The organism is Alteromonas salexigens, from assembly GCF_025628895.1.
Classification (GTDB): Bacteria; Pseudomonadota; Gammaproteobacteria; order Enterobacterales; family Alteromonadaceae; genus Alteromonas; species Alteromonas salexigens.
Genome location: NZ_JAOTJC010000008.1, coordinates 401,963 through 419,293, shown reverse-complemented (window position 1 = coordinate 419,293; position 17,331 = coordinate 401,963). Strand labels below are relative to the sequence as shown.

General features: G+C 55.1%; 11 protein-coding genes. 4 read left to right on the top strand and 7 right to left on the bottom strand.

What is annotated here, in order from left to right:
• Positions 1–226 precede the first annotated feature (226 nt).
• The 4 genes from OCL06_RS11355 to OCL06_RS11340 all read left to right on the top strand — a co-directional run bounded on the left by OCL06_RS11355 (position 227) and on the right by OCL06_RS11340 (position 6,862).
• The gene (locus OCL06_RS11355) at positions 227–1,981 is read left to right on the top strand and encodes an ABC transporter transmembrane domain-containing protein (RefSeq protein ID WP_262994607.1); all 1,755 of its coding nucleotides are present in this window, start codon (positions 227–229) and stop codon (positions 1,979–1,981) included.
• A 101-nt stretch (positions 1,982–2,082) separates the two neighbouring features.
• Positions 2,083–3,138, top strand: coding sequence for an efflux RND transporter periplasmic adaptor subunit (locus OCL06_RS11350; protein WP_262994605.1), 1,056 nt, complete (start codon positions 2,083–2,085; stop codon positions 3,136–3,138).
• Positions 3,131–6,238, top strand: coding sequence for an efflux RND transporter permease subunit (locus tag OCL06_RS11345; RefSeq protein WP_262994604.1), 3,108 nt, complete (start codon positions 3,131–3,133; stop codon positions 6,236–6,238). Before OCL06_RS11350 ends, OCL06_RS11345 begins: the two co-directional genes overlap by 8 nt.
• 162 nt (positions 6,239–6,400) lie before the next feature.
• Positions 6,401–6,862, top strand: a complete 462-nt coding sequence (locus OCL06_RS11340) for a host attachment protein (RefSeq protein ID WP_262994602.1) — start codon at positions 6,401–6,403, stop codon at positions 6,860–6,862.
• A 45-nt stretch (positions 6,863–6,907) separates the two neighbouring features.
• On the opposite strand, the gene OCL06_RS11335 is transcribed toward OCL06_RS11340, so the two are convergent.
• The 7 genes from OCL06_RS11335 to ffh form a co-directional block, all read right to left on the bottom strand.
• The gene (locus tag OCL06_RS11335) at positions 6,908–8,068 is read right to left on the bottom strand and encodes an alpha/beta hydrolase (RefSeq protein WP_262994600.1); all 1,161 of its coding nucleotides are present in this window, start codon (positions 8,066–8,068) and stop codon (positions 6,908–6,910) included.
• 164 nt (positions 8,069–8,232) lie between these two features.
• The gene (locus OCL06_RS11330; protein ID WP_262994598.1) at positions 8,233–8,652 is read right to left on the bottom strand and encodes a tellurite resistance TerB family protein; all 420 of its coding nucleotides are present in this window, start codon (positions 8,650–8,652) and stop codon (positions 8,233–8,235) included.
• Positions 8,653–8,899: 247 nt separating this feature from the next.
• The gene (locus OCL06_RS11325; protein ID WP_262994596.1) at positions 8,900–10,120 is read right to left on the bottom strand and encodes a phosphoenolpyruvate carboxylase; all 1,221 of its coding nucleotides are present in this window, start codon (positions 10,118–10,120) and stop codon (positions 8,900–8,902) included.
• Positions 10,117–10,752 (bottom strand): hypothetical protein, encoded by a 636-nt coding sequence (locus OCL06_RS11320; protein WP_262994594.1) that lies wholly within the window; start codon positions 10,750–10,752, stop codon positions 10,117–10,119. The genes OCL06_RS11325 and OCL06_RS11320 overlap by 4 nt, the downstream gene beginning before the upstream one ends.
• Positions 10,749–14,429, bottom strand: a complete 3,681-nt coding sequence (locus OCL06_RS11315; RefSeq protein ID WP_262994592.1) for an ATP-binding protein — start codon at positions 14,427–14,429, stop codon at positions 10,749–10,751. The genes OCL06_RS11320 and OCL06_RS11315 overlap by 4 nt, the downstream gene beginning before the upstream one ends.
• Positions 14,430–14,668: 239 nt before the next feature.
• A complete protein-coding gene (locus tag OCL06_RS11310; protein ID WP_262994590.1) occupies positions 14,669–15,562 on the bottom strand; it encodes a WYL domain-containing protein in 894 nt (297 codons plus the stop codon).
• Positions 15,563–15,762: 200 nt separating this feature from the next.
• On the bottom strand, positions 15,763–17,175 hold the full coding sequence (gene ffh / locus OCL06_RS11305; protein WP_262994588.1) for a signal recognition particle protein: 1,413 nt from the start codon (positions 17,173–17,175) through the stop codon (positions 15,763–15,765).
• Positions 17,176–17,331: the final 156 nt, after the last annotated feature.

Genomic DNA, 17,331 nt, shown 5'->3' with positions numbered 1-17,331 from the left:
TTACCTTTCAGCCTGCCCACAACTTTTGCGGACGAGGAGAAAGGCCGCGGAATTATACGGAAATGACAGCCGAATGCAAGGAGAATCCACTGTTAGCGGCAACAATAAAGGGCGGGGAAACAGGCTTAACGTTTTGCTACTCTAGGTTATCGCAAAGCCGGGGCTTTTTACGGGTTTTCACCGTAAACTACCCCCTCTGAATTCATCGCTTCATTTTAGGAGTCTCATGTCGTCACCGCTTCAGGATACCGTCACCACCCGCCAGGTCATTCACTGGCTGGGCGGGTACCTCTCGCCCTACCGCTGGCGGGTAGCCGGTGCAGTGGCCGCGCTGCTCATTGCTGCAGGCGCCTGGCTGTTATTAGGCCAGGGCGTGCGGTTCGCCGTCGATAAAGGGTTTATGGCAGAAAACCCCGGCACCCTGAATACTGCCATTGTCGCGGTGCTGGTGATTTGTTTAGTTGCCAGTCTGGCCACCTACTGCCGGTTTTACCTGATGACATGGTTGGGTGAGCGGGTTAGCGCCGACATCCGCCAGCAAGTGTTTACCCATTTGTTGACGCTACCGCCCACGTTCTATGCGCAAACCCGTACCGGCGAGGTCATATCCCGATTTACCAGCGACAGCACCGTATTACAGACGGTCATCGGTATGAGCTTATCAATGGCCATCCGCTCCGCCATTACCTTTATCGGCTCCCTTGTGCTGATGGGGATCACCAGTCCGTTACTGACGCTCTGCGTCCTCCTTGCCGTACCCGCGGTGCTGTTACCTATCCGGCTGCTGGCGCCCCGCGTTCGGCGATACGCTAAATTATCACAGGACAAGGTGGCGGACATTGGGGCCAACGTCGATCAAAGCCTCCACGAAATCCGCACGGTGCAGGCCTACACGGCAGAAAGCCTCGAAGCCGACGCCTTTGGTCAGCGGGTTGAAGCAGCCATGGATACGGCTCGGCAACGTATCCACTACCGTTCCCTGCTTATCGGCACCATCATGGCGTTTAGTTTATCTGCCATTATTGTGATTGCCTGGGTAGGTGCCCGGCAGGTATTCGCGGGCAGCATGAGCATGGGCGAGCTCTCGGCATTTTTGTTCTATGCGGTGATGGCCGGGGGCAGTATTGCCACTATTTCAGAAGTGATTGGTGAGGTACAGCGTGGTGTAGGTGCCAGTGAGCGGTTACTGCAACTGCTGGCCAGCCGCTCAGATATAAGCGCGGGTTCGCAGGTGCTACCCGTGACCAACCAGCCTCCCACCATTGATTTCGCTGACATATTGTTTCACTACCCCGACAGTGCGCCCCTGTTTACCAATCTTAACCTGCATGTCGCGGCCGGTGAAACTGTGGCGCTGGTGGGCCCAAGCGGCGCCGGTAAATCGACACTGTTCCACTTATTACTGCGCTTTTATCAGCCACAGCAGGGGCAGATCACGCTCAACGGTGAGCCTATCGACCGCTTTACGCTGAACTCCTTACGCCAACAGATTGCCATTGTTACTCAGGAGCCGGTGGTCTTTGCCACTACAGTGATGGAAAACATCCGCTACGGGAATAGCCATGCCAGTGATGACGATATCTGTCAGGCGGCGAAGGCGGCCTTTGCCCATGAATTTATCGACCAGTTACCGCAACGTTACCATACTGAATTAGGTGAACGGGGCGTTCGCTTGTCCGGCGGGCAACGCCAGCGGATTGCCATCGCCCGGGCGATCCTCGCCGACCGTCCGGTTTTGCTGCTGGATGAAGCGACCTCGGCGCTGGACGCCAATAGTGAAAGGCGTGTTCAGCAAGCCCTGAACCGTCTGATGCACGGCCGCACCACCATTGTCATAGCCCACCGCCTGGCCACGGTCCAGCACGCCGACCGCATAGTGGTAATGGACAAAGGTAAAATTACCAGCACCGGCACTCACGACGAACTGATTGAAAACGATATGCTGTACAGAGAATACGCCGAACTGCAATTGCTCAGCTGAGCTAAGCGTGTTGCCATACGTATACACTTTGACTTCTTTAATTTACTCCCCCGCCGCTGCACGGTGCTCCGTGACGGCGGCGTTGTTTGTATGGACAATTCATGAAAGCACAGATTTTCCGACTGCTGGCTACGGTAACCGCCACGGTCCTTTTAAGCGTGCCAGCCACCCCAGCCCTGGCGCAGTTCAGAGGCGACAAAGAAGCTAAACTGGTGGTCACTGAACCCGTGCAGTTTCAAAATGAGACGCGGCGGGTAGAAGCGGTAGGCACGGCGGAAGCGGTGCGTTCGGTGGTGCTGTACCCGGCGGTGGCGGAAGAAGTCATGGAAGTGAATTTTGTGCCCGGCCAGCAAGTTGAGGCAGGAAAAGTGCTGGTACGTCTGGATGACAGAAAGCAACTCACTGCCCTTAAGCGGGCAAAACTGCAATTGAAAGACGCCGAACGCACCTATCAGCGTTTGCTCAATAGTCAGCAGCAGGGTGCGGTGGCACAAAATGAACTGGACCTTGCCCAGACCGCCCGTGACCTGGCGGAAGTCAACGTAGCCGATGCCCAGGCCGATCTGGACGACCGCCATATCCGCGCGCCTTTCACGGGCGTTGTCGGCCTGACTGAAATTGAAGTGGGCGACCGGATCACCACCTCAACAGCCATCACCACACTGGATGATCGCAGTAAGCTGTATATCAATTTCCGCGCCCCGGAAGCCTCGCTGCCGGTGTTGATGAATGCCCCAAAAGTGACACTGGAACCGTGGGCCAACCGCAATACAGAATTACAGGCTGAGGTTGCCCAGCTTGATTCTCGTATTAACGAGTCTGACCGCACCTTGCGGGTCCGCGCCATTCTCGACAACAGCCAGGATCGCTTTCGCCCGGGAATGAGCTTTCGGGTGAAGCTGGCTATTGACGGTAATCGCTACGCGGCGATCCCTGAAGCCTCGTTACTGTGGGGCGCAACCGGCGCCTATCTGTGGACTGCAGAAAATGGTAAAGCCAGGCGGGTCGACGTGGAAGTGCATCAGCGCTTACGTGGCACCATATTGGTGTCGGGTAAACTGAGCGATGGCGATACCCTTATTAGCGAAGGCATTCAACGGCTGCGCAATGGCCAGGAAATTACCACCGAGCTAGCCAGAGGACCCGGCGATGAGTAAGCCAACCGTGGCCACCAGCGACCTGCCCTCGCTGGCCATCCGCCGGCCGGTGCTGATTGTGGTACTGAACCTGCTGATTGCAATTGCCGGCCTCGCGGCCCTGTATGGCCTGGAAGTACGGGAGCTGCCAGATGTGGATACTCCCACCATAACGGTCACCGCCAGCTACCCCGGCGCCTCTCCGGAAACGGTGGATGCTGAGGTGACCAGTCGCCTTGAAGGCGCCGTGGCCCGGGTCAGCGGGGTAAAAAATATTTATGCCCAGAGTGAAGAAAACTCGGCGCGGATCCGCGTCGAATTTATGCCCAATATTAATCTGGAAGATGCGGCCAATGAAACCCGCGAGTCGGTTGACCGGGTACGCCGTCAGTTGCCGGATGACATTGAACAACTGGCCATCATCCGCGCCGACAACGACGCGCAGGCGGTAGTAAGCCTGGCGGTATCCAGCACCACCCTGGATATGGAAACCATGACCGAGCGGGTGGAAACCGACTTAGCGCCGCTATTTCTCGCTATTCCCGGCGTAGCGGACGTGAACTTGCGGGGTGATCGTGAACGGGTGCTACGGGTGTCAGTCGATCCGCTCAGGTTAACCAGCTTCGGGCTGTCGATGACCGATGTGGCCGATGCACTGGCGCTGGCGCCCTTTGATGTACCAGCAGGCAGTATTCAGTCTGCGGATCAGGCTCTCATTGTGCGCGCGGATGCCACCTCCGTCACGGCGCAGGATGTTCAGGATATTGTGATCAACGGCGATATTCGCGTGGGCGATGTTGCCAGTGTGTTTTTTGGCCCTGCCGATACCACCAGCATGGTGCGGTTGGACGGGCAGCCGGTTATCGGCTTAGGGGTGATTCGTCAGGCCAGTTCCAACACCATTGAAATATCAGATCAGGTGATCGCAATGGTGGAAAACCTCAATAAACGCTTCACCGATATGAATATTGTGGTGACCTCCGATGATGCGGAATTCATCCGCGACTCAGTGAAAGAGGTGGTGATCTCGCTGAGCCTGACTATCTTGCTGGTTATTTTCACCTTACTGGTCTTTATAGGCTCGTGGCGGGCCACCATTGTCCCTGCCCTGTCTATTCCGGTATCCCTGGTGGGCGCACTCGCTATTATCTACGCCCTGGGCTTCTCGGTGAATATCCTGACCTTACTGGCATTGGTGCTGGCCACGGGCATGATTGTCGATGACGCCATTGTGGTTTCAGAGAATATTCAGCGACGCCGGGCCATGGGACTGGGTGCCCGGGCCGCCGCCGTGATTGGTACCCGGGAAGTATTTTTTGCGGTCGTTGCCACAACGGCGGTGTTAGCCTCGGTGTTCATACCAATCGCCTTTCTGCCGTCTACCGCTGGCCGTCTGTTCCGTGAATTCGGCGGGGTGCTGGCTGGTGCGGTGATAATCTCATCGTTTGTGGCGCTGTCTCTGGTGCCGGCCTTAACCGCCAAGCTGCCGCTTAAAAAGCGTCAGGGTGAAGGTAAGTTTAGCCGCACACTGGGCGCGGCGGGTAACAAATGCCTGCACTTTTACCAGCGCACGCTGCGCTGGAGCCTGAAGTTCGGCTGGATCATCGTCACGCTCAGTTTACTGGCCGGTGTCGGAGCTTACTTCACTGCACAAAATATCGATAACGAATTGTTGCCCAGTGAGGACCGGGGGACTATCCGGATCTTCGCCCGCGGGCCGGATGGTGCTGGTCTTAATTTTATGGATCGTCAGGCAGAAAAAATGGAAGCAGTGCTGATGCCCTATGTGGACAACGGCACTATCGACTCCATTTACACCGTGGTTGGCCAGTGGGATCCGAATATCGTCTTTATTACCGCGCCGCTCAAGCACTGGGACGACCGGGATCAGTCCCTGCAGGATGTGGTTGAGGAAATTCGTCCGCGTCTGCAGGCGGTGCCCGGTGCTCCGGGTAACGCATTTGGGGGCAATAGTCTGAACCTGCGCGGTCAGGGCGGCGGCCTGGAACTGGCGCTGACGGGCGATACCTATGCCCGCATCTTCGATGTAGCGCAGAACTTCGCCGTTAAAATTGAAGAGGCACTGCCCGAGCTGGGTCGCCCGCGCATCAGCTACGAGCCTACTCAGCCGCAGCTGCGGGTAAATATAGACCGACGCCGGGCCGAAGAGCTTGGCGTTCCGCTAAATGATATTGCCAGTACCTTGCGGGCAGCCGTAGCCGGCTATGATATTGCCGATTTAAATGTGGGCGATCAGGCCATTCCGATTATGCTGCAAACGAATAACCGTAGTGAAAGTAACCCCTCTGATCTTACCAACCTGTACGTGAAGTCCACATCGGGTAACCTGGTCCCGCTGTCCAGTGTGGCCTATATCAGCGAAGAAGGGGTCGCGGCAGAGCTGGAGCGGCAGGCGCAGCGCCGTGCTATTGAGATGGAAATGGAGCTCCCCGAAGACGTGGCGCTCAGTGACGTGGTCGACACCCTGCGGGCGCTGGGCGACGAAACACTGCCCGAGGGCATTGGTCTGGTTTTTCTCGGCGAGGCACAGACCTTTGAAGAAACTTCCCAGCAGGTAGCGGTAACCTACGTGCTGGCCTTCATTATTGTACTGCTGGTGCTGGCTGCACAGTTCGAAAGCGTGAACAGCGCGGTGGTCGTCATGTTGACGGTGCCCTTTGGTATTGCTGCGGCTATCTATGCCTTGTACCTCACTAATACCACCATCAACGTGTATTCACAGATAGGCCTGGTCATGCTGATTGGCCTGCTGGCTAAAAACGCCATCCTGCTGATTGAATTTGCCGATCAGCTGCGCGATAAGGGTCACAGTATTTATGATGCAATCGTGGAAGCCGGTACGGTGCGCCTGCGCCCCATCATGATGACCCTGGTCTCTACCATCCTGGGTGGCCTGCCGCTGATTTTGTCATCCGGCGCCGGTGCTGAATCCCGTAACGCCATTGGCTGGGTGGTGTTCGGTGGTCTGGGTATTGCGGTGGTATTCACGCTGTACCTTACGCCTGTGCTGTACCTTGCCCTAGCACGCTTTACCCAGCCCCGCGCGGACGAAACCAAGCGTCTTGCGCGTGAAATGGAACTGGCGGAAGAGCAGCACTGACACTACAGCCGGCAGCGCTGCTGCCGGCTATTATCTCCCAAAAGTCAGACAGTGGCGCCCTGCCCGGGTCGTTGATTAAACTTTTCCCACTTACCGCTTATGACTAAACTATTTCCTGCCCCCTGTCTTATAAGCAGATGAACCGCAAGAAAAGGAGTTATCATGTTAGGTAAATCTTATCTCGTTGTTGCTAATCAGAATCAGGCAAAAATTCTGCTCGAAAAGGAGGGTGCTTCCTCTCTTGAGCTGGTAACCACGTTGAGTAACGACGATGGTCGTGCTTCTGACAGCGACCTTGTCACCGACCGCCCGGGGGCAACCCACTCACCCAGTGGTGCCGTTCAGGGAGTAGATTCCATGAGCCGCAAAGACGCTGCCGAAACCGAAGCAGAGCGATTCGCGCATACGGTAGCCGAATGGCTGGACGACCGCCGCTGCAGCGAAAAAGTCGAACACATTGATATTATTGCCGAACCTGGCTTTCTGGGGAAACTGCGCAATAACTTCAATAAGCAACTGGAGAAACTGGTGGGTTACACCGTCAATAAAGACGTGGTGAAAGCCGATGAAGCGCGCTGGCTGGAAGACATCAAAAGTGCCGGTCGAGGGTCAAACATAGTCTAGGGACATCGGAACGCGGCGGCGCTGCCGCCGTGTTTGTTGCCTGGCTCACTGATCGGTATGCTGCGCCACGACCTGTTTGAGAAACCCTTGTATCTGGCTGAGCATGGTCGGGTAATACGGGTTATACGTTAACCGGGCAAACACTTTATCCTCTTCGGTATATCCCCAAGGCCCGTACCAGACCACCTCTCCCCGTTTGCAGGCTTCCGTTTTGCTGTCTGACTGACCGTTATCACAAATCCGTAAGCTGCCTTTGGTGCCATACAGCACATTGCCGGGGTCGAACAGCACCGCCATGTGCGAGGCAGCCCCTATACGTTGCTGGGGCAATTGCATGGTATAGCCGGTAACGCCCGGATACGAAGGGGGTTGTTCACCCAGCCACATCATCGTTTTCGGTTTGCCAGTGAATCTGGAGTGAAAAGCGTCGGCCACCTTATCGACGTTTACCACACTGTCCTTTTCTGCCACCACCATAAACACCGGCACAGACAGGCGCCTTGCTTCCAGGGTGTCGCTCAGCGCGGTTACACTCTGCTGATAGGCAGAAAAGCCTTGCATGGCAATGGAGTTGTACCGGGTAGGGTTATCTTCATCTTCCAGATTCGGCCAGGGATACAGCGCGGTAGCATAAGGCGCCAGACGGGTAACAAAAAAATCGGGCTGGAATGCCGGTGAAAATAACACTAGCCCGGCGATATCATCTCGATTTGCGGCGGTCAGCGTGACCAGATTGGCGCCGGTAGAAAAACCACCCAGCACCAGCGTGTCTACGTCCCGGGCAAATTGCGCCACCTGATAATTAGTCACCTCTTGCCAGGTAGCATAGTCGGCCTGCAGCATATCCCCCGGTTTAGATCCGTGACCGGGCAGTAAAATAGTGCGCACCTGATATCCGGCCTGACACAAGTCACGGGCCACATCATGGAAAAAATACGGCGAGTCGCCTAATCCATGAACCAGCATAACGCCTTTGTTGAATTGCTCCCCACAACTAAACGGCGTATTGAGTGTTACCTCCCAGTCAGCATTGCGGGTAACCGGCAGCCGGTGCTGCTGTAACCAGTCAGCGGTCGCCTGGCGATAGTCGGCAAACTTTGCAAACTGATAGGGGGGCAGGCTGGCCGACGGCGCGTAACGTGGTGACTGCACCTGCTGGCAGGCAGAAAGCAAGTAGACCAATAAGGCAATGAAGATTTTTTTCATGTCACTCCGGTTTACGCCCGGGCAGGTTGTTTACACTGCCGCCATCCAGTGTGAACTATGATGCCGGACTCGCGGCCAGGATGCTACTTCCCGTGACATGTTGCTCACCTGAGCAGAGGAATAGCCTATACGTCAGGTGAACAAGGGCAACTATTGTCCACCGCTCAGATACTTACCGGCGCGGTGCCGCCCGGCCCGTTAGGCTGTCCGCAGCTGACCAGCGCCTTGGCAAGCAATTTATGGGTCAGCAGGGTCAGCAACTCTGCTTCTTCGTCGCACCGTTCGCCGTCTGCGCCGGTGATGGCCATTGCCACTTCCATAGCCTTATCGGCATCAAACAATAAATCCTGCTGAAGCGCTTTGAGGTATTTTTCACCATCCCCGACATCCAGCGCTTTACGGGTTTCGTAAATGGCATTATTCAGGAACGCACTCTCGCTGATCGGACTCTGCCAGTCGAGGGAATCGATAAACTCGTCAAGGTAATCCTGTTCGGTGAGGGTGACCATACCGTCAGCCTGATAAAGCAATACTGACATTCTGATAAGTGCCTCGTTAAAGGCTTGCTGCGGTGTTACGTACATAAGCGTTTCTCCTTACGCGTCGCGCTTTCGACGCTACAACTATCTGACCGGCTCGCAACAGGTCAAAACAACGGTGTCCATACGCGGATTGTGCATATAAGCCACCGTAGTACGGCAGACATTTTTTTAAGGTTCACTCTTAAATGCCCAAATTAATTATAGGCGCGGCGGCTAAATAGCCAAGGCTGGCCGCTAGACTTTTTAGGTATAAAAAAAGGGAGTGTTAACCCCCTTTTCCTGTGCTGTCTTAGCGTAAACCCAGCGTAATATCATTGATGTAAAAGTTACCATCAAAGGTGCGGTCTACCCGGCCGTGGGGCTCCAGCGCAAAGTATTGCTTGTCGGTATCGTTTAACGCCTGGAAGCCTCCGATAACCTGATAAATCCAGACTTCCGGATCGAAGCTGAGGCCTTGTTCGGCATAATAGGTGAGGGCCGATCGGGGCTGGCCAGTGTCGATCACCGCGCAGAAGAAGCTGTCCACCTCACGGTGGATAGGATCTTTAGTCAGTGACACCGTATCCTGCTCGCTGACATCTATGTCGCTGTCGGGGGACGACGCATGTTGTTCAGGCTGGCGTTTATGCAACTGGGTAAGTGACCCCACCACTTCCTGCAGTTGTGCTTCATGGCTGACGTTATTAACGTCGGCAAATGCCGGTTTCAGCATGCTCGCGGCCTGATTGAACAACACCGGTACCTGACTGAGCCTGGTATAATTACCGGGCACAAAATCAGGCTGTTGCTCCATGTGTAATAAGTAGCCTTTCAACAGACGGGTGCGGCCCTGAAATTCACGGAACCGCCCCAGTAAGTCGAGCAACCGGGCCTGCACGACTGACAGTTCCTGCGCTGCCCGTGAGAAGCTCTTTTGCAGTGAGACCACCAGCAGATGGCGTAACTCGCGGTTAGATCCGGCGATTTCACTTAACTCATCGAACCGGAAACACTCCAGCTGATACAACAGCTCAGTAACCTGCCCCTGTGCCAGTTCATTCTCGCGAATTTTCGCCTCTACCGAGGCCACATAGCCGAATTCGTTAGCAATGCGGCTGAACATTACCCGTACGCTGTTACTGAGCGACTCGGTAAGCTGATATACGTGTTCCGTGAGATCGCCCATGTGAGCCGTGGCATCATTGTAGCGGCCGTAATGCAATGCTTCTTTGTAGTGCTCGGCGAGGGTTTTCAGGCTCGCCAGCGAGGCGCCGATATTGGCATTTATAGTGCGGCTACGCTCGTCCTGCAAGCTGCCCTCCAGCAATGTACGTACGGCACTTTTCAGTCGCAATTCGCTGTCTGGATCCGGGCGCCATAGCACCCCCAGCTGCACCAGTTGCTCGAGCACTTTGGGGCTGTGATCCCGTTCGGTTACCGTGCCGTTCACATAGGCCTGCATAATCAATTCACTGTGACGCCCCAGGGCATTCAGCAGCCGGTTGCCCGCCTGAATCAACACCTGGCTCATAGCAGACTACCCTGTTGAATGGCCGCCTCCGCCTGTTCCGAGAGTGACAGCGACTCCGTTTCATCGATAAAGCGGATCATCTCATATAAATGTTCCACTTTGCCGGTCGCCAGATAGATCTGCTTTTCAGAATTGGGCTTTAACAGATAACCCAGCTCGGTCAGGCGTTTAAATACCTGTTTCAGCTGCCCGTCCAAATTCACACTGGTGGAACCGAACAAACGGTAGCGGGAAATTTTTTCCAGTTGCTCAGCATAGGCCGGGGTATCTTCGATGGTGCTCTGCAGCTCGTTCAGGCGTATCGCATTACCCATGGTAACGGGCATATCTGACTCACTGGCCTGCTGAACCAGCAACAGCCACTCTACCAGCGGTACCAGACTGGTGGCGGTTTCCTGAAACTGCTGATGAAGTACTTTACGCTCATCATCACCTAAAGTGAGGTAGCCGGCAAAAAACACCTCACCTTCCGCGGTGCTGGCCAGCGTGCGGTTCAGCAAATTCAAATGGGGTTCAATCTGCTCGGCACTGTCCCGGCGCTTCAGATACCGCCAGCCTTCTTCATCACTGACCTGACAAATAAATTCTCCCTGCAGTAACTTGCTTACTACACGCCCCTGTTCAGTCATCATGCTGATACCTCCTGTTGCTCGCGACGGGCTTTCAGCCGATCGGCAATAATACTTGCCTGAGGCTGCACCACCTGTAACTTGCGGGTCACCTTGTCAATCAGATAACGGTTTTCAAACAATGTGAGTACATCCGACTCCGGATTAGGGAAAGCGCCGACCACACTGATGTTATTGTTCTGACAGGCGTCAAAAATCTTCTTCACATTGCTTTGGTGCAAGGTACCCAGTTCATCGATTGGCCAGTGGATCACCGCGTCGGCATCGCCTCGCAGTAAGCGGGTAAATGCCAGCAGGAATTTACATAATATGAGGTAAGCCATACCGTGACTGGAGGACTCATTTAGCTGTCGGTCGGTACGGATCACCAAATCACTGTTGCCCTCTCGCAGGTGCAGCTCAATATCCAGCAGCTTACTGATGCCCCCTGTCAGTGCAGCACGGCCAAGGATATCCAGCACCCGGCGCATACTTTGCCCGTATTCTTCCTCTGGTAACTCGTTCGCGCCCTGCTCCATCCACGCATCATAGTGCTTGCGGAACTGCTCCAGCTCCGGCCAGAACTCAAGTTCACTGATCCGGGAACGAATTTTCACGGCTGAATCAGATACCCCGTCGAGGAATAACTCGCCGTCGACTTCTTTGGTAATCCGGCGGCTCTGCGACACGATACGTTTATCGATATCCGCCAGCACATAATAGTACTGACTCAGATCCGCCCCGAATATACGGCCCTGCTCCCGCAGTCCCTGCAGCTTCTGCGGAACAATGACATTCAGCAGCTGCGCCAGGTGCGCCACCATGCGCCGGTGATCAATACCTTTCACGCCGTGGGCGTTGATGACCGCACACTCTTCACGGGCCCGTTCCCAGGTATCGGACAACCCGGTTCCCGCCTGCGCGGCAATAAGCTGATCGAAACGCTCCACATAGCTTCGGACATCACTGAGCAGGTTTTCCCGCTCCTGCAGCAGGCTCTGTGCTTCTGACAACCGCTGGCCAATGGTATTGTCATCGGCATCTACCGCGCTGTCTTCGGCAGGCCGCAGGGTGAGTTTGGCCAGCGCCCGGGATAAACTGTTCACTTGCTCTAAATGCTCAGTGACCGTCTTGTGTTCCCGTTCCAGCGTGATCTGCTGATCTTTTAGCTGTTCGCGGGTTTCTTTATAGGCACTTTGCTTCTGCGCCAGACTGCGCTCCGCTTCGCCCAGCACTTTACGGGCTTTGGCCAGCGACTGCTGCCAGCTGACTTTATGGCCGTTGAACACGGTGTCATACCAGCGGGCATAATCGCTGACTTTATGACGGTGTGATTCGGTGCGGTAGATGTCGTCTTTCAACGTCTTCATCCGCTTTTTCAGCTGGCCGATTTCATCTACATCGACACCCCGGTTATTCAGTTCATCTTCCAGCCACTGCTCCATATCTTTGCGGTCACTGGCGGTAGCGTCGCGGGCTTTTTTCATATCCGCGTCCAGCTGCGCGATACGGGCGTCGGTGTCGGCAATGAGCTGCTGCCAGTGGAAACTATGCTCGGTCTCCGACTCACGCTGCTGGTCTTTCATCTCGTCCCGGTCCAGCTCGTACTGGGCACGGCATTGTTTCTGAGCCTGCTGGTTAGATTCCAGGCGGCTCTTGGCTTTTTGTTTGCGTCCCGCCAGTGCCTGCTGGTATTCGCTGAGCACGGTATCGCGGTCCTGCTGGGCGCGTTTACGGCTGGCTTCGGCAGATTTAACCGCATTATCCTTCTGCGTCATGGACAGCTCGGCGTTACGGACTTCTTCATTGGCCTGGGCCAGCTCCGTTTCACGGCTGTTCTGGATACTCAGAGCCTCAGCCTGAGCCGCTTGAGCATCAGCAAGCCGCTGTTTAAGCGACTGCTCAGTGGCCGCATATTCCGGTGTTTCCAATGCCGCCAGGGCCAGTGTCACACCATACAGGCTATCGCCTGTTGCGGTGCCAGGGGCAAGATCGGTGCGTTCAAGCAGTTCCGGGCGCAGTACTTTCCCCAGCGAGGCTTCCCAGTTTTCCACGTTCGCGCGTAAATATTCCAGTAGCGAGCCCTTACCGGGATACAATAGCGCATTCACGCTGGCCACTGCCTTTTCTTCCCGCTGGTAGGTTTGGCGCGCTTTGTCGAGGGCTGACGAGGCTTCCTGGCGCTGCTGCACAGCCTTGCTGTGTTGCTGCTGCGCATGGCGGAGTTCTTGTCGCGCCGCATCCTCAGACACCGACGCCTCTTTAATGGCCGCGTCCAGTAAGTCCAGCTGGGACTGTTCGAATTCGTTATAACCCGCATTGGCCAGCGACGCTTTCAGTTCCGCCTCGGTGACTTTCAAATCACTGAGCTGGGCCTGATAACTGTCACTGAGCGCCTGCAGTTGCTGGGAAAAATCATCGCGGATGGCTTGCAGCGCGTCCCGTTCTCCCTGCTGTTGCTCACTGCGTTTGTCTGCGGCTTCCTGACGTGAGGCTGACAATTGCTCCAGGGTCAGACTCAGCTTATCACCCAGTTCAGCGAGACGACGGTTAAATGCAGACTCGATATCCTGGTGCTTTTCGGTCAGTAACTGATAGCGACTGGACACCAGCTCCAGTTCATTTTGCCATTGTGGCAGGTTGGCCACGTCTTCTTTCAGTTGTTCTATATTCTGTTCCTGCCAGTGATCGAACTCCCGTTCGACGGCGTCGAGTTCACTGGTGAACTTCTCGACATCCGCTCTGGCCGAAGACACCACCTGATTAAGTTCATCACGGCTGTCATGCCACTGGGCGTCACTCTGCTTACGCTGGAACTGGTTCTCCTGAAGCTGGTTCTGTAACGTTTCGGCTTTTGCCGACAGCCGGGTTTTATCCAGCTCAAAGGACTTCTTCAGCGTAGAGAGTGTCTGTTCGGTGCTGGTAAGGGCCATGTTGGCCTGTTCCAGTTTTGAAAACTCCGGGCGGATTTTGTCAAACTGCTTAATCAGATGGCATTCTTTTATCCAGTCGTCTACCCGGTTGCGGCTCAGGTTGGAGGACGGTGGCTGTACACCATCCTCTTCCAGAATAGCGGCAATCATGGCCTTGATGGTTTCCATCTTGCCTTCTTTGGAATGCACTGCCTTCGCCAGCTTCTCAATGTGGCGCATATGCAGGCCCGGTGTGCACAGGCTGAAGATTTTGGCATAGCCCAGCAACTCCCGGCCATTGGCGCTCTGATTCAACACGCCCTGATCGTTTTGCATGATGGCCCGGAAGTCTTTGGTCGTGAGCAAGCTACTGACCAGTACATTGTTGCGCTTCATAGCCCGGGCCAGTTCCGCACTGGTGGTACTGGTATATTTGCCGTTTTTCTGCTTAATCAGGTAATCGTCACTCTCGAACGGTTTACCAATGAGTCGGTAGTTGACGCCAGTACCGTTTGACGAGAGCACCGCCTGGCACAGATCGCCCTCTGCCCGGGCATATTCATAAATAATGAAACTTGACTGGCGGGGCAGATACCAGCGCTCGAAACTGTCACGGGTGGCCGGTACCACGCGGCTGGGATACTCCCCATAGAATACCGGAATAAGACGTTGCAGGGTGGTTTTCCCCGAGGCGTTGGTACCGCAGATGTTGGTATGTCCATCCAGCTTGAGTTCGACCACCCCTGGCAGGTGTGTATCGATAAGAATAATGCGTTTTAAGCCGGCCATAGTAATCCTGTAAACATTCATCAAATGAAGAAGCCGTGCGGGCGGAACACCCGTAAGTAGGCTACTGCTTTGGGCTGCGGGTGATGTTGTAAGGCAGGCTAAATCGGCTGCGCATGAGACCCGCATTGTGTAGCCGGACAGTGTATTATGAAATGCCTGCGCTGCCCAGTGGCAGGCTTACCCAGGGCGGATTCCTGGGGTTCGACCGCACATTTTTTGTACTGCACATACCAAAGTGGTCAGTGTGGTGCCCGCCCTGCCCCCGGCGCCAGGTGGGCGCTGTCAATGCTACCCAGGATCTCAGGGTTGGCCAGCGCCAGTTGGCATCCCTGCCCGGTTATTTGCGCGCCTGGCGAACAGTCTACCTGCCAGTATCGCAACAAATACGCGGCCAGCGCCGCGCGGATGGTGACCTCTTTGCGGCCGTCCTGCATGGCGTAATCCAGTGCGATCGCACGGCTGTTCGGCAAGCCCGGATGGGGAATAAGCGTGAGGCAAACCTGCTGCTGCCAGAGTGCATCCTGTTCTGCCCGCTCACGGTTCGCCAGCGCTCGGTCTACGGCGGTCACGCGAATAAACCGGGTACACACAAAGTCGCGAAAACTCTGTGAGTCGCAGTCATAGGCACGGACATGCCAGCGATGCCCGTTGTTTACAATGGCATGGGGCACCAGCAGCCGCTTTTTCTGGCCGGATGTGACGCTGACATACTCCGCCTCTACCGGATATTGGTTATGGATGGCCCGGGTGAGCCCGGCAATAATATCCGGCTGCGGATGGATCAGGTTAACCGCGTTCACACAGTGCGCCGATGGCGTGACTGCGGTAGCGATGCCGTCTCCGAACCCTAAACTCAGGCTATTCAGAATCACCTGCGGATCATGAGAGAAGAGTGCCGCAAACCGGTCGGTGCGCCGGTATCGTTTAAACTGGTGATCCAGTAGCAGGTTATCTGGTGCCAGTTCACGGTAGGTAGCAAAATCACGGGTACTGGCCGCCAGACCGGTGGCAAAGCGTTGGATAAGTTCCTGTCGGCTGATATGCCCGAAGTACTGTAAGCTGAAATCAATAAAGGCCAGACGCTCACGCTGCGCATGGGGAAGTTCAGCGATAGCGGAAGTATTTGAGGGCATAAGTACATCCATCGGTTAATATGGACTCATAATGATGCCATCTTTATGATGCTGTCAAGGTGTTTTATTCAGTGGTGTTGCAGGAGAAGGTGTGGGTGCTGCGGAGAATTACGGCACTTGCCGTGAGCGGGCAGACTGGCACTGCGAGTATAACGAACGGCCACCCACACGCGTGGGTGGCCGGTAAAATCAGACGCAGGTTAGCGAGGCGGGAACATACCGCCCATACCGCCGCCCATTCCGCCCGGGCCGCCCGGACCACCGCCACCCGGCGGCATCATGCCTTTCATCTGGCGCATCATTTTCTTCATGCCGCCACCGGACATTTTTTTCATCATTTTCTGCATCTGGGTAAACTGCTTCAGCAACCGGTTCACATCCTGGATCTGGGTACCTGAACCCGCAGCAATACGGCGCTTGCGTGAGCCTTTGATAATCTCAGGACGCGAGCGTTCACCCGGCGTCATGGAGTTGATGATGGCTTCCATCTGCACAAACTGTTTGTCGTTGGCCTGATCTTTAATTTTGTCAGACATGCCGCCCATACCAGGCAGCTTGTCCAGCATCCCCATCATGCCACCCATGTTTTTCATCTGCTCAAGCTGATCTTTAAAGTCCTGTAGATCGAAGCCTTTGCCTTTCTGCACTTTCTTGGCCAGTTGCTGGGCTTTATTTTTGTCTACCTTGCGCTCGACTTCTTCAATCAGACTCAGTACATCTCCCATGCCAAGGATACGCGAGGCAATACGCTCAGGATGGAAGGGTTCAAGGGCATCGACCTTTTCACCCATACCGATGAACTTAATGGGTTTGCCGGTGATATGACGTACAGACAAGGCAGCACCACCACGGGCGTCCCCGTCGGCTTTGGTGAGGATGACACCGGTCAGCGGCAACGCGTCGTTAAACGCTTTGGCGGTATTGGCGGCGTCCTGACCGGTCATAGCATCAACCACAAACAGGGTTTCTACTGGCTTAACCGCATTATGCAGGGCCTGAATCTCGCCCATCATGTCGTTGTCCACATGCAGACGGCCGGCGGTATCTACCAGCAGGACATCGTAGAATTGCTTTTTGGCCGCATCGATGGCGCCATTAACAATGTCTACCGGCTTTTGAAATTCGGTGGAGGGATGGAAGCCCACGTTGACTTCGTCAGCCAGGGTTTCAAGTTGTTTGATCGCTGCCGGACGATAGACGTCGGCACTGACCACCATCACTTTTTTCTTCTCACGTTCAGTGAGGTATTTAGCCAGTTTGCCCACACTGGTGGTTTTACCCGCCCCTTGCAGACCTGCCATGAGCACTACCGCCGGGGGCTGAGTCGCCAGGTTCAGCTTTTCATTCGCCTCCCCCATGACTGCTTCCAGTTCAGACTGAACAATTTTAATGAACACCTGACCGGGCTTAAGGCTCTTACTGACTTCGGCGCCCACTGCGCGTTCTTTAACCTGCGCCACAAACGACTTCACCACCGGCAGGGCCACATCGGCTTCCAGCAGCGCCATGCGCACTTCACGCAGTGTTTCTTTGATATTGTCTTCTGTTAGACGCCCTTTTCCGCTGACATTGCGTAACGTCTGGCCGAGGCGTTCAGATAAATTTTCAAACATAATTGAGAAACTTCTGTCTTTTTAAAAGGTATTGCGGCGTATTGTATCGCAAAAGCAGACGTGAACGTACCACTGTCTAAAGCCAATATGCACAATAACTCGCCAGCTTGTCTGGGTTAAATAAGTACAAAATGCTTAAATACAACGCATATGGTT